Origin of the sequence: Halorubrum rutilum (genome assembly GCF_042665015.1) — an archaeon.
GTDB lineage: Archaea > Halobacteriota > Halobacteria > Halobacteriales > Haloferacaceae > Halorubrum > Halorubrum rutilum.
In genome coordinates this window covers 373,546-386,371 of record NZ_JBHTBL010000011.1, presented here as the reverse complement: position 1 = coordinate 386,371, position 12,826 = coordinate 373,546, and the positions used below count along the sequence as shown (strand labels likewise).

At 72.6% G+C, this 12,826-nt stretch carries 16 protein-coding genes and 1 tRNA gene; 10 read left to right on the top strand and 7 right to left on the bottom strand.

Features of this window, described 5'->3' with window-relative positions; genetic code table 11:
- Nucleotides 1–13 precede the first annotated feature (13 nt).
- Nucleotides 14–385, bottom strand: coding sequence for a DUF8153 family protein (locus ACFQMF_RS13460; protein WP_256408304.1), 372 nt, complete (start codon nucleotides 383–385; stop codon nucleotides 14–16).
- 178 nt (nucleotides 386–563) lie between these two features.
- The gene (locus tag ACFQMF_RS13455) at nucleotides 564–1,013 is read right to left on the bottom strand and encodes a universal stress protein (RefSeq protein ID WP_256408303.1); all 450 of its coding nucleotides are present in this window, start codon (nucleotides 1,011–1,013) and stop codon (nucleotides 564–566) included.
- Between the two features lie 120 nt (nucleotides 1,014–1,133).
- Here ACFQMF_RS13455 and ACFQMF_RS13450 point away from each other — a divergent pair, with 120 nt between their 5' ends.
- Both ACFQMF_RS13450 and ACFQMF_RS13445 read left to right on the top strand, forming a co-directional pair.
- On the top strand, nucleotides 1,134–2,705 hold the full coding sequence (locus ACFQMF_RS13450; protein WP_256408302.1) for an amidohydrolase: 1,572 nt from the start codon (nucleotides 1,134–1,136) through the stop codon (nucleotides 2,703–2,705).
- A 104-nt stretch (nucleotides 2,706–2,809) separates the two neighbouring features.
- Nucleotides 2,810–3,061: a SelT/SelW/SelH family protein gene (locus ACFQMF_RS13445; protein ID WP_256408301.1), complete on the top strand. Its 252-nt coding sequence runs from the start codon at nucleotides 2,810–2,812 to the stop codon at nucleotides 3,059–3,061.
- Nucleotides 3,062–3,104: 43 nt separating this feature from the next.
- Here ACFQMF_RS13445 and speB read toward each other — a convergent pair whose 3' ends face one another.
- From speB to ACFQMF_RS13425, 4 genes are all read right to left on the bottom strand, one after another.
- The gene (gene speB / locus ACFQMF_RS13440; RefSeq protein WP_256408300.1) at nucleotides 3,105–3,935 is read right to left on the bottom strand and encodes an agmatinase; all 831 of its coding nucleotides are present in this window, start codon (nucleotides 3,933–3,935) and stop codon (nucleotides 3,105–3,107) included.
- 8 nt (nucleotides 3,936–3,943) lie between these two features.
- Nucleotides 3,944–4,321: a translation initiation factor IF-5A gene (locus ACFQMF_RS13435; protein WP_256408299.1), complete on the bottom strand. Its 378-nt coding sequence runs from the start codon at nucleotides 4,319–4,321 to the stop codon at nucleotides 3,944–3,946.
- A gap of 106 nt (nucleotides 4,322–4,427) precedes the next feature.
- Nucleotides 4,428–4,712, bottom strand: coding sequence for a hypothetical protein (locus tag ACFQMF_RS13430; protein WP_256408298.1), 285 nt, complete (start codon nucleotides 4,710–4,712; stop codon nucleotides 4,428–4,430).
- Between the two features lies 1 nt (nucleotide 4,713).
- Complete coding sequence (locus ACFQMF_RS13425) at nucleotides 4,714–5,865, bottom strand: aminotransferase class I/II-fold pyridoxal phosphate-dependent enzyme (protein ID WP_256408297.1); 1,152 nt, start codon at nucleotides 5,863–5,865, stop codon at nucleotides 4,714–4,716.
- Nucleotides 5,866–5,991: 126 nt separating this feature from the next.
- Here ACFQMF_RS13425 and ACFQMF_RS13420 point away from each other — a divergent pair, with 126 nt between their 5' ends.
- From ACFQMF_RS13420 to pyrF, 4 genes are all read left to right on the top strand, one after another.
- Nucleotides 5,992–7,626, top strand: coding sequence for a succinic semialdehyde dehydrogenase (locus ACFQMF_RS13420; RefSeq protein WP_256408296.1), 1,635 nt, complete (start codon nucleotides 5,992–5,994; stop codon nucleotides 7,624–7,626).
- Nucleotides 7,627–7,698: 72 nt separating this feature from the next.
- The gene (locus tag ACFQMF_RS13415) at nucleotides 7,699–8,496 is read left to right on the top strand and encodes a hypothetical protein (protein WP_256408295.1); all 798 of its coding nucleotides are present in this window, start codon (nucleotides 7,699–7,701) and stop codon (nucleotides 8,494–8,496) included.
- Nucleotides 8,493–9,266 carry a class I SAM-dependent methyltransferase gene (locus ACFQMF_RS13410; RefSeq protein ID WP_256408294.1) on the top strand — a complete coding sequence of 258 codons (774 nt, stop codon included), beginning with the start codon at nucleotides 8,493–8,495 and terminating at the stop codon, nucleotides 9,264–9,266. The genes ACFQMF_RS13415 and ACFQMF_RS13410 overlap by 4 nt, the downstream gene beginning before the upstream one ends.
- A gap of 77 nt (nucleotides 9,267–9,343) precedes the next feature.
- Complete coding sequence (gene pyrF, locus ACFQMF_RS13405; RefSeq protein ID WP_256408293.1) at nucleotides 9,344–10,174, top strand: orotidine-5'-phosphate decarboxylase; 831 nt, start codon at nucleotides 9,344–9,346, stop codon at nucleotides 10,172–10,174.
- A 31-nt stretch (nucleotides 10,175–10,205) separates the two neighbouring features.
- Here the strand turns inward: pyrF and ACFQMF_RS13400 are convergent, their stop codons facing one another.
- Nucleotides 10,206–10,349, bottom strand: coding sequence for a hypothetical protein (locus ACFQMF_RS13400; RefSeq protein ID WP_256408292.1), 144 nt, complete (start codon nucleotides 10,347–10,349; stop codon nucleotides 10,206–10,208).
- A 51-nt stretch (nucleotides 10,350–10,400) separates the two neighbouring features.
- On the opposite strand from ACFQMF_RS13400, the gene trmY reads away from it, so the two are divergent.
- From trmY to ACFQMF_RS13380, 4 genes are all read left to right on the top strand, one after another.
- Entirely contained in the window at nucleotides 10,401–11,033 is a 633-nt protein-coding gene (gene trmY, locus ACFQMF_RS13395) for a tRNA (pseudouridine(54)-N(1))-methyltransferase TrmY (RefSeq protein WP_256408291.1), read from the top strand.
- Entirely contained in the window at nucleotides 11,014–11,478 is a 465-nt protein-coding gene (locus ACFQMF_RS13390) for a CHY zinc finger protein (RefSeq protein WP_256408290.1), read from the top strand. Before trmY ends, ACFQMF_RS13390 begins: the two co-directional genes overlap by 20 nt.
- A gap of 358 nt (nucleotides 11,479–11,836) precedes the next feature.
- Nucleotides 11,837–11,909, top strand: a tRNA-Pro gene (locus tag ACFQMF_RS13385).
- A 168-nt stretch (nucleotides 11,910–12,077) separates the two neighbouring features.
- Nucleotides 12,078–12,779, top strand: a complete 702-nt coding sequence (locus tag ACFQMF_RS13380) for a TVP38/TMEM64 family protein (RefSeq protein ID WP_256408289.1) — start codon at nucleotides 12,078–12,080, stop codon at nucleotides 12,777–12,779.
- Nucleotides 12,780–12,826: the final 47 nt, after the last annotated feature.

The window sequence follows — 12,826 nt, the reverse complement described above, 5'->3', positions numbered from 1 at the left end:
CTGGTACCGCGTGTTACGGCTCGGTCTCGTTCGACGCCGCGGAGCGATACCCGCCCGTCCGGCCGCCGATCTCCGCGGTGACGAGCGCCATCCCGAGGACGAACAGGCCGTAGCCCGCGACTCCCGCCGCGAACGACTGCTGGAAAAGACCGGTCAGGCTTCCCGCGCCGATACCCCCGCCGACCGTCCCGACCGTCCGCGACGACCCCTCGCCGTACACGGTTCGGATCAGCGCCACGTTGTCGAGCGCGAACGCCGTCGTCGTCCCGTATATGAGCGGAATCATCGCCACGAGACCGACGGTTCCGTCGTCGACGACGACCGTCAGCGCCATCGCTCCGAGACCGACGACCGCCGAGAGGGCGTACCGGATGGACCGTCGCATACCGGCGCGTCGTCTACGCTCCAGTTGAATGATCGGAGTCGTCTCTCGTCGGGAACGTCCGCTAATTTCGAGGCGTTCAACGAGACCGAAGGAGAGCGATTCCGCGAAGCGGGCGTGGCCCGCACCGACGCCCACAGACCGAGAGGCGTCGACCGACGCCGGGGTCACCGAACCCGCCTCACTCCGCGACGGTCGTCTTCACGATGCTGACCGGCGCGGTCGACCGGCGCGAGACGCGCTCGGTGACGGAGCCGAGCATCCGCCGGTAGTCGCCGGAGCGCGTCTTCGACCCCATCACCGTCAGGTCGATGTCCGCCTCGTCGACGTAGCCGAGTATCTCCTCGTGAGGGACGCCGAACACCAGGTCGGTGACGACGTCGACGCCGGCGTCGCGGGCGTGGGCCGCCACCGCGTCGAGCGCCTCGCGGCCGCGCTCCTCTAACGTCTCCTCGGCGCCCTCCGCGCCGTCGACGAACTCGTCGCCGGAGTAGGCGTTGATGACGTCAGTGTCGACGACGTACAACACGTGGAGGGTCGCGTCGTAGCGCTCGGCGGCGTCGACGGCGTGGTCGATCGCGCGGTCGACGCCCTCGCTGCCGTCCGTGGGGAGCAGGATCCGGTCGTACATGCGCGGTAGTTCGCGCGGTCGCCGAATAAATCGGTCGGCGGTCCCCGCGACGCCGGTCCCCGGCCGTCCGCGGTCGCCGTTTCCCGAACGGTTAACACGCTGGTACTCCCGGGTTCGGCCATGACAGCGGCCGCGGACAGACTGTTCGTGAACGGGGAGGTCCACACGCTCGCCGCGCCCGACGAGACCCGCGAGGCGGTCGCGGTCCGGGACGGCGCGATCGTCCGGGTCGGGCGCACCCGGGAAATCGAGTTCCTCGAAGGGGTCGATACCGACGTCGTCGACCTCGGCGGGCGCGTCCTCCTCCCCGGCTTCGTCGACGCGCACACCCACCTGACGACGGTCGGGCGCTACCTCGTCCACGCCGACCTCTCGGCCGCCGACTCGCCGGGGGAGGCGGTCGACCTCCTGACGGAGCGGGCGGCGGCGGTCGCCGAGGGAGACGGGACCGGCGACGAGTGGGTCCTCGGCTACGGCTACGACGAGTCGACGTGGAACGAGGCGCGCTACCTGACGCGCGACGACCTCGACCGCGTCTCGACGGAGCGGCCCGTCGCCGCCTTCCGCGAGGACATGCACGTCGCCGCGGTCAACGGGGTCGCCCTCGACCGGTTCGCCGACGCGCTCGCCGCGGCCCCCGACGAGACGGTGCCGACCGACGCCGACGGCGAGGCGACCGGCGTCCTCCTAGAGAGCGCGATCGACCCGGTCTACGAGGCGGTCGAGCCCGGCCCGACCGAGACGCGCGAGGTCGTCGAGGCCGCGCTCGCCGACTGCGCCGCGAAGGGGATCACGGGGTTCCACGACATGGTGCGCGACTCCCACGCGCCGCGGGTCTACCGCGACCTCGACGCGGCCGGCGATCTGACCGCTCGCGTGCGGATCAACTACTGGAGCGACCACCTCGACGCGCTCCGCGAGGTCGGTCTCCGGACGAACGACGGGAGCGGAATGGTCGAGACCGGCGCGATCAAGTCGTACACGGACGGGAGCTTCGGCGGCCGGACGGCGCGGCTCTCCGAGCCGTACGCGGACGCCCCCGACGAGACCGGCCAGTGGGTCGTCGACCCCGACGAGCTGGGAGAGGCGGTCGCCGAGGCGACGGCGGCCGGCTACCAGTTCACGGCGCACGCCATCGGCGACGAGGCGGTCGACGCGGTCCTCGACGCGTACGAGGAGGCCTCTCGGACCGATCCGGGCGAGGCGCGCCACCAGATCGAGCACGTCGAGCTCGCCGACGACGCGGCCATCGAGCGGCTCGCCGACGCCGGCGTCGTCGCCAGCGTCCAGCCGAACTTCCTCAAGTGGGCCGGCGAGGGCGGGCTGTACGAGGCCCGACTCGGCCCCGAGCGAACCGCCGCGACGAACCGCTACCGCGACATGCTCGACGCGGGCGTGAACCTCGCGTTCGGCTCCGACGGGATGCCGATGGACCCCCTGCTCGGCGTCCACCACGCGGTCAACGCGCCGGCGGAGTCACAGCGGCTGACGGTGACCGAGGCGCTGCGCGCGTACACCCGCGGCGCGGCGTACGCGGGCTTCGACGAGGACCGGCTCGGCGCGGTCGCGGTCGGCAAGCGCGCCGACCTCGTGGCGCTCGACGCGTCCCCGTGGGCGGAGCCGGAGTCGATCCGCGACGTCGGCGTCGCGCTGACGGTCGTCGACGGCGAGATCGTGTACGACGGCCGCTGAGTCGGTCGCGTCGCCGACCGGGGTGGCGGCGATACCGGTCCGCGAACGCCGCAATCCCTGCCAGAAAACAGTGGTTATTAATCATGTAGTTCTTAGCGATCGGTATGGCAGAGATAGCTATCGAGTACGCCGCCGGCAGCCGCCTCCGGCCGGAGGCGGAGACCGCCCGACGCCTGATCGACTCGTACCTCGGCGACCGGCCCGACGTCGACGGGGTGACCCTCTCGCCCTCGACCGACTCCGTGTTCTGCGTCAGCGTCGAGGGCGACCGCATCTGGTGTACGGACCCGCGCGAGTGGATCGACGCGATGGAGGCCGTCACCGCGGCCCGGGGTCGGCTCACGGAGCTGTCGTAGGTAGTCGGCCCCGAAGCCGTCGTGAGCGGCCGACGGCGGGGTATCAGCCGCCCTCGGCCGTCGCGCGGGCCCGCACGAACTCCCGGAGGAGCTTTCCGGCCAGCGCCGCGGCCTGGCCGTCGTCGCGGTCGTTCACCTCGACGACGTCGACGCCGTCGGCGCGCGGCGCGACGGCGCGCACGAGGTCGCGGACCTCGCGCGGGGCGAGCCCGAACGGCTCCATGGTCCCCGTCCCCGGCGCGAAGCCGGGGTCGAGCCCGTCGATGTCGACCGAGCAGTAGACGGACTCGTCTCCGAACGTGTCCGCGTCGACGCCGTCGATCCAGTCGCGCGCCTCTTCGGGCGACACGACTTCGACATCGGCCTCCGCGGCGCGGTCCCACTCCGCCTCGGAACCGGTGCGCGCGCCGACGATCACGGCGCGGTCGACGCCGAGGTCGTCGAGACATCGACGCGTCGCGCAGGCGTGGCTCCACGGGGTGCCGTCGTACGCGTCCCGGAGGTCGAGATGGGCGTCGCAGACGACCAGGACGTCGGGGTCGACCGCGTCGACGCCGGCGTAGGTGACGGTGTGCTCGCCGCCGACGAGGAGCGGGACGGCGCCGTCGAGGGCGACGCTCCGGAGCTCGGCGGCGAGGTGGTCGAGGTACGCTTCGACGTCGTCCCACGGTCGCACGTCGCCGGCGTCGTGGACGCCGAGCGCGGAGAAGTCGCTGTCCGTCCTGCGGTCGTAATCGTCGTAGGTCTCGGCGAATCGCCGGACCCGGTCCGGTCCGAACCGGGTGCCCGGCTGAAAGGTGGTCGTGGCGTCGAGGGGAGCGCCGACGACCACGTACGAAGCAGCTTCGCGGTCCGTCGTCGCTCCCGGAAACATGGCCCGAGCTACCCGACGACCTTGCGCTGGCCCTCGTACTCGAGGTACTCGATGTTGTCGTCAGACGAGAAGTCCTCGCCCTCGGGGATGCGCATCGTGAACGTCTCGTAGGTGTCGAGGTCCATGACCTGCGCGTCGTTCCCCGAGACGGAGACGACCTGTCCCTGCTTCCGCTGGATGATCGGGACCCAGACCTTCGCGTCGACCGGCTGGGAGAGCGAGCGCTTCTTGTCGTCGAAGACGCCCTTGCCCTCGACGCGCGCCTTGGCGCTGCCGTGTTTCCCGGGTTTCGCTGTGCTGTAGTGGTTGATCTTGCAGGGCGAACTGTCCATCATCACGTAGCTGCCCTCCTGGAGTTCGCGAACCTGCTTCTGCTCTCGCGGCATGCCCGCTACTTTCTCCGGCGCGTGTATAAACGGTTTGGAACGGCGTTGTGCGGGGCGGACCGGGACCGTTTCGACCGGGGTCGAGACCGTCCCGACCGGGGGCCGGCTACGGGTCCATCTCGTCGACGTACTCCTCCGGCTCGTCCTCGTCGTCCGCGTTCCCGTCGGGCGGGACGAACCGCCCGGTGAGGAGGTAGCTCGCGACGAACAGCCCGATGAAACCGACCCCGACCGCCGCCGTCGTCCGGACGACGAACGGGAAGTCGATCCACCAGAGCGCGCGGTCGGCGATCGCCATGACGACGACGGCGACGAACAGGGCCTTCTGCTCGTCGGTCGGGTCGCGGACGAAGCCGACGACGTCCTCCTTGAGGTCCTCGAAGAACCCCATCTCAGGCACCCCCGTCGGCGCCGGCGTCGCCCGCGCCCGCGGCGGCGCGCTCGCCGCCCTCGATCACGCGGCTCACCCGTCGGAGGCCCTCCTCCAGCTCCTCGGTCGGGAGCCCGAACCCGATCCGGAACCGGTCCGGGAACCCGAACAGGCCGCCGGGCGCGAGCACGACGCTCTCCGTCTCGACGACGGTCCGGCAGAACGCCTCGGCGTCGTCGAAGCCGTCGGGGACCGTCACGAACCCGTTGACGCCGACGGGGTCGTGCCAGTCGAGGCCGCGGTCGTCGAGCCAGTCGGCGACGATCGCGCGGTTCGTCGCGGCCAGCTCGCGGTTCTCCTCTAAGATCCGGGACTCGCGTCGACCGAGCGCCTGCTTCGCGACGTGCTGGCCGAACAGGCTCGGCGAGATGGTGGTGTAATCCTTCCACCGCCAGGCGCGCTCGACGACCGCCTCGGGGCCGGCGACCCAGCCGAACCGGAGGCCGGCGAGCCCGTACGCCTTCGTGAGGCTCGTCGTCGAGATGCCGTGAGACCCGAGGCTCGCGACCGGCGGCCGCGGGTCGTCGGCGAGCAGGCGGTACACCTCGTCGCAGAGGAGGTAGGCGTCGTGATCGACCGCGGCGTCGTAGACCGCCCGCACCGCCGCCTCGTCGTGGTACCGGCCGGTGGGGTTGTTCGGATTGTTGACGACGATCACGGCGGTGTCGTCGCGGGCCGCGTCCGCGACCGCGTCGGGGTCGAGCTCCCACTCCGGCGGCTCCAGCTCGACCCGGGTCACCTCGCCGAACGCGTCCGGGACGGCGTGCAGCGCCTGGTAGGTCGGGGTGACGACGACCGCGTGGGTGCCGGAGCCGACGGGCGAGTCGGCGTCGGGGCCCTCGGCGTCACCGAGCAGCGAGAGGAACGTCAGGAAGTTCGCCTCCTGGGTCCCGCAGGTGAACAGCACCTCGTCGGCGCTCCGGCCGTACCGGTCGCCGACCGCCGCGCGGAACTCGGGGTCCCCGTTCGTCGGGATCACGTAGTCGAGCGTCCCGGGGTCGAGGTCGAACCGGCTCGCGTCCAGCGACCGGATCCCGCTCTCGGCCAGCATGATGTCGGCCTCGTGCTCGTACTCCGCGAACCAGCGTTCGAGGCCGAACGGGTCGATGCGCATACGGGACGTGGGAGTGGCGCGAGGTTAGGTGCTACGGTTGCTCGCGCTCTCGACCCGATCGGCGAGCGCGTCGGGCCCGTCCACCGGCACCGCTTTCCGGCCCCCGGCCCTCCCACGAAGCGTCCAATGCCCCCGACAGATCCGCCCACCGCGCTCGCCGACGCGCCGCACCTCTCGACCCGACGGCTCGACGACCTCGCCGAGCGCGTGCGCCGCGCGGCGCCCGGCGAGAGCGACCCGTTAGACGCCGCCGTCGACGTGTTCGCGCCGGCGACGACCGAGCGGATCGGTTCGGTCCCGGACTGCGACGGCGACGACGTCGCCGCCGCGGTCGAGCGCGCCCGGGCGGCGCAGGCCGAGTGGGCCGAGACCCCCCCGACCGAGCGCGCGGCCGTGATCGACCGGTTCGGCGACCTCGTGCTCGACCGCCGCGAGGAGCTCCTCGACCTCCTCCAGCTGGAGACCGGGAAGTCGCGCCGGACGGCGGTCGAGGAGCTGTTCGACGTGCCGGCCGGCTGCGCGTACCTCGCGGACGAGGCGCCCGGCGCGCTCGCCGACGAGCGCCGGCGCGGGGCCGTTCCGGGGCTCTCGACCGCGACGGTCACGTACGACCCGGTCGGCGTCGTCGGCGTGATCTCGCCGTGGAACTACCCGCTGACGCTGTCGATGGCGGACGCGCTCCCGGCGCTCGCCGCGGGCGACCCGGTCGTCTGCAAGCCCGACGAGAAGACGCCGTACGGGGCGCTCGCGCTCTCGGAGCTGCTGGAGATCGCCGGGCTCCCCGACGACCTCTTCCAGGTCGTCACGGGCGAGGGGGCGACGGTCGGGCCCGCCCTGATCGACGCGGTCGACTACGTCGCGTTCACCGGGAGCACGGAGACCGGTCGGACCGTCGCCGAGCGCGCGGGGCGGAACCTGATCGGCTGCTCGCTGGAGCTCGGCGGCAACAACCCCCTCGTCGTGCTCGGCGACGCCGACGTCGACGAGGCGGCCCGCGGCGCGGTCGACGCCTGCTTCTCGAACGCCGGCCAGCTCTGCCTCTCGGCCGAGCGGATCTACGTCGAGGAGCCCGCCTACGAGCCGTTCCTCGACGCCTTCGTCCGGGAGACGGAGGCGATCGCGCTCGGCACCGGCTACGACTACGACGCCGACCTCGGCTCGCTGATCGACGCCGACCAGCTCGACCGCGTCCGGGGCCACGTGGCGTCGGCCCGGGAGGCGGGCGCGACCGTCAAGACCGGGGGGCGTCACCGCCCGGACGTGGCGCCGTACTGCTACGAGCCGACGGTCCTGACGGGCGTCGAGCCGGACGCGACGGTCGCCTGCGAGGAGACGTTCGGCCCGGTGGTCGTCGTGACGCCGGTCCCGGACGAGGCCGCGGCGGTCGCCGCCGCCAACGACTCGCCGTACGGGCTCAACGCGAGCGTGTGGACCGCCGACCGCGAGCGGGGCGCCCGGGTCGCCCGCGAGGTCGACTGCGGCACCGTCAACGTCAACGACGGCTTCCTCGCGACGTGGGGGGCTGTCGACGCGCCGATGGGCGGGGTCGGCGACTCGGGGCTCGGCCGCCGCCACGGCCCCGAGGGGATCCGGCGGTACGCGGAGTCGCGGACGGTGGGGGTATCGCGCGTCGGCCCGCTCGGCTTCCCCGACCGGATCCCCACCGACTGGTTCGTCCGCGGCGCGTTCGCGGCGACCGCGCTCGGGCGGCGGGCGAGCCGGGGGGTGCGGCGGCTGAAAGAGCGGGTCGGCCTGCGGTAGCTCGGGCGGCGGCGGGGACGGAGCTGGCCCGGCGACCTCCGGATTCAAGTCCGTCGCCCGCCACGTGACACCATGGCAGGACCGGACCCGGCCGAACTGCGGCGGGTCGTCGAATCGTTCCCCGCGGCGGCAGAGGGCGACGGGGCGAACCGCTCGGGCGCCGACGGCGACCCCCTCGACCGCGTCGACGACCTCCTCGACGGGACGTACGGCAGGCTGACGCGCGAGTGGTACCCGGAGCTCGGGGCGCTGACCGAGCGGTACGCCGACGGCGAGATCCTCCGCGAAGACGTGCTCGAACACGTCGAGGCGGTGCCGTCGTTCCGGCTCTCCGACGGCGCCGCGCCGCTCCCGGCGAAGCGCCGGGCGCTCGCGGCGGCCGACGAGGCGGCCGACGAGGTGGCGGCGATCGCGGGCTGGTACGCGACGGTGCGGTCGGCCCTCGACGACGACCCGGACGACCTGACGCGGTTCGAGCGGCTGCTTCACGACTTCGGCTACGTACTCGCGCACGGGCTCTTCCTCGGCGCGTCGTCGCCGAAGCGGGTCGTTCGGCGGCTCCGGCTGGCGTACCGGTCGGTGGGCGTCGACATCGACGAGACCGGGAGCGAGGCCGGTGCCGAGCGGACGGAGTTCACCTGTCCGTACCGCGGGGTGGGGGCCCGGATCTACGGCGAGAAGTGGGTGTGTCACGAGAAGCTTGACCGCGTCGACGACGGCTACGTGACGTACCTCGCGGAGCGGGGGATCGACTACCAGCGGCCGCGGGACTGCGACGGGAGCGAGCGGTGTTACTCCACCGTCGCGCGCGACGGCCCGGAGCTGTGGTGGCCGAAGACGCCCCCCGCCGCGGTCCGCGCCCGGTCGTGACCCGGGACCGTCGGCGCCCGCGGTCGCGGTCGGCGGCGTCGAGGTCGGCCGCGGGGACGGGCGAGGCGCGCCCGGGCGGCGATCCTCCCGCGGCGGCCGACGACGAGCGCGTCGCACGCCGGATCCAGCGCGGCTACGGCGCGTGGGCGCGGGTCTACGACTGGTTCGCGCGGGCGACCGCCTCGGTCGGGGGCGTGCGGGCGGGCTGCGTCCGCGCGCTCGACCTCGACCCGGGCGACACGGTCGTCGAGTTCGGCTGCGGGCCCGGCGTCAACGCCCCCGCCCTTCGAGAGGCCGTGGGCCCGACCGGGCGCGTCGTCGGCGTCGACATCACCGGCGCGATGCTCGACCGGGCGCGGGGGCTGGCGGAGCGTCGCGGGTGGGAGAACGTCGCGTTCGTGCGGGGCGACGCGACCGACCCGCCGGTCCGGTCGGCCGACGCGGTGCTCGCGACGTTCGTCACGTCGCTGTTCCCGGACCCGTACGCGGTCGTGAGCGACTGGTGCGACCTGGCCGACGGCGTCGTCGTCGCGGCGTTCGCGCCCCGAGGGAGCCGCCCCGCGAACGCCGCCCTCGCCGCGTTCGCCCGACTGAACGGGCGGCTGTTCGACCTGGACTCGGACGACCCGCTCGAACGGTTGGACGCGCGGACGGCGGCGGCGGGGCGGGCGCTCGCGGACCGGACGGGGACCGTGAGCGAGGAGCGGTACCTGTTCGGGACGATCACGGTGCGCGCCGGGCACGGGAGTTCGGGCGACCGCCGCGAGTGACTGAGCGCCGCCGACCGGGGCGGACGAGACGCGGGCGGAACGCAACGTTTAGCGCGCCCCCGAACGCAGTGGGCGGCATGCGCTTCTTCGAGACCCTCGCGGCCCGGATCGAGTCGACGGACAGCGTCGTCTCGGTCGGGCTCGACCCGGACCCGAGCCGGCTTCCCGAGTTCGTCGCCGACGCGGACCTGCCGCGCTGGGCGTTCAACCGCCGAATCATTGACGCGACCCACGAGCACGCGGCCTGCTACAAGCCGAACGCCGCCTTCTACGAGGACGCCGACGGCTGGCGCGCGCTCCGAGAGACGATCGCCTACGCCCACGGCAAGGACGTCCCGGTCCTCCTCGACGCGAAGCGCGCCGACATCGGCAACACGACGCGGCGCTACGCCGCGGCGCTCGACGACGCCGACGCGATCACCGTGAACCCCTACCTCGGCCGCGACTCCCTCCAGCCGTTCCTCGACCGCGCGGAGAAGGGCGTCTTCGTCCTCTGTCGCACCTCGAACCCGGGCGGCAGCGACCTCCAGGACCTCGAGCTCGCCTCCGGCGAACCCCTCTACGAGCGCGTCGCGGCGCTCGCGGACGTGTGGAACGGGAACGACAACGTCGGGCTCGTGGTCGGCGCGACCGCGCCCGAGGAGCTGGCCGAGGTCCGCGAGGTCGTCCCCGAAATTCCCTTCCTCGTCCCCGGCGTCGGCGCGCAGGGCGGCGACTCGGAGGCCGCGGTCGAGCACGGGCTCGCCGACCGCCCGGACGCCGCCGTCGACGTGGGGCTCGTCAACTCCTCGCGCGGGATCATCTTCGCCGGCGAGGAGTCGAGCCGCCCGGGCGACGAGGCGACCTACTTCGGCGCCGCCGGCGACGCGGCGAAGCGGCTCAAGAAGCGACTGAACCGGCACCGGTAGGGGCCCGCGGCGGTCGCGTCGGTCCCGGCGCTCACTGCTGCCGCCCCCGCGTACACGCCGCGCAGGCGCTCACGGTCCCGTTCCAGTGGTCGTCGCAGACGCCGCGCCCGCACCGCGGGCAGGCGTGGCGGGCCTGCGCCGCCTCGCACACCTGACAGAGTCCGGCGACGCTCATGAGTCGATCTCCGGTCGCGTGCCTTATGAGGGTCCGGGTCGACCCGACCGTATGCGCCAGTTCGTCGTCGTCGGCCACGAGGCGCCGACCGACCCGGACGCGATCTCGCTGTCGGACCTGCCGGGCGCGGGCCGGCTCGACCTGCTCTGTCGGTGCGTCGCGACCGGCGTCTTCCTCTCGCACGGGATCCGCGAGGCGGTGCGGGTCCACCTCGTCGTCGGCGACGCGCTCACGGTCACCTTCGACGCGGACAGCCTCCGGCACCTCCACCCGGACGAGCGCAACGTCGCCGCCCGGATCCGCGACGCGCTCGCCGCGAAGCCCGACGCGATCGGGCACATGCCCGCCGACGTCTCGCCCGGCGTCGAGCTCCGCCGGATGGGGCTGACGGCGACCCTCGACCGACTGCTCGACGCGGGCGGCACCGCCGGCACCGGCGGTGCGTCGACCGACCCGACGCTCGTCCAGCTCCACGAGGACGGCGACCCCCTCGTCGACGCCGCGCCGCCCGAGGACCCCGTGTTCGTCCTCTCGGACCACCGCGATTTCACCGACCGAGAGGAGACCGCGCTCGCCGAGCGCGCGGAGCGCCGGGTGCGCGTCGGGCCCAAACTGCTCCACGCCGACCACGCCGTTTCGGTCGTCCACAACTGGCTCGACACCGATGGGTACGAGTCCTACTGACCGGCGGACCACGACCGCGCCCGCGACCGACGACCGGTTCGCGGTCCCCCTGCGCGGGGTCGCCGTCGACCCCGAGACGCGCTGCGCTCACTGGGACGACCCCGTCGACGTGATCGCGCTCCGGTTCGGCTGCTGTGAGGCGTACTACCCCTGCGACGCCTGCCACGACGCGGCCGCCAACCACGAGGCCGAGCCGTGGCCCCGCGACCGCTTCGACGAGCCCGCCGTGCTCTGCGGGGTCTGCGGCGCGACACTCACCGTCCGCGAGTACCTCGACGGCGACGAAGAGGGGCAACGCGCCCCTGACAGCGAGAGGGGCGGTCCCTCGGGCGACGACGCCTGTCCGCGCTGTGACGCCGCGTTCAACCCCGGCTGCCGGAGGCACCGCGACCGGTACTTCGAGACGTCGACATCCGGCGGTGAAAGCGAGAACGACAGCTTATAAATGACAACGTAGCGCGGCGGCGCGTGCCGGTGAGCGCCCGGAGGGCGCGAACCGCACGCGCGAGGGACGCGGCGACCGGAGCGAAGCGGAGGGAGCCGCGAGGCTGGGGAGGCGTGAGGCTGCGGTGCCGTCGAGGGTGGGAGGACTCAAAAGGGCAGCCTCCCGGCTGGGGCTTTGGGGTAGTGGTAGTTCGCCGTCGGTCCGCGATCAGACGATTATGAGCGAGCGACTGGGACCTCAAGAGCCCGCAATGCCTACGAATTCACGGACGATCTGACCGACTGCCGCGCGGCCGAGTCCCCTCGGTCGTCCCCCGTTTCGGAAAGGTTAAAAGAGCGAACGGCCTTCTATCAAGTGCGGGCCGGTGGGGTAGCTTGGTATCCTTCGGCCTTCGGGTGGCCGTAACCACGATTCAAATTCGTGCCGGCCCACTTCTCCCGCATCCGTTTTTAAGACCGCACAGAGACATCCGACCGCATACCTGCGTGTCGCCCCCGATCGCTCTCTGTATCGATACGTATGAGACGGGTCCGCACGCCCCCGGATCCCATCCCTCCTTTAACAAGCTTCAAGTCCGCCGCTGGCCGGGTGTAACACGAATGAAGCTCTTCGCCTCTGCGTCGGACAGACGGCGGGGGATCCTCGCCGCCGTCGCCGTCGCGGTCGGCTTCGTCGCCCTCTACCTCTTCGTCCGCGAGTACGCCGCGTTCCTGATGGACGCCGAGGCGCTCCGCCTCTGGCTCCGGCAGTTCGGCGTGCTCGCCCCGCTCGTGTTCGTCGCCATCCAGGCGATCCAGGTGATCGTCGCGCCGGTCCCGGGACAGGTCGTCGCCCTCGTCGCGGGGTACCTCTTCGGGCCGCTCGCCGGCACCGTCTACAGCGTCACCGGGGTGCTCATCGGGAGCGCGATCGCGTTCTCGCTGTCGAAGCGCTACGGCCGGTCGTTCGTCGAGGACGTGCTCCACGAGGACGTCGTCGAGCGCTTCGACGGCTTCGTCGAGACGGTCGGGCTCCCGGGCCTGTTCGCGTTCGTGATCATCCCCGGGCTCCCGGACGACGCGATCTGCTTCCTGAGCGGCCTCACGAAGTGGCGGCTCCCCGCGTTCATGGGCGTCATCGCCGTCGGCCGGCTCCCCGCGTACGTGCTCACGGTGTACGCCGGCGGCGAGCTCGCGAGCGGGCGCTTCCTCTCCGGGATCGCGCTCATCCTCGTCGTCGTGCTCGCGTCGGTGATCGGCTACTACAAGCAGGAGGCGATCCGCGACGTCATCGCCCGGGTCGAGCCGCGGCTCCCGTTCTGACCGGGGGCTTGGCGTGCCCGTACCACCACCGTACCACCACCGTACCG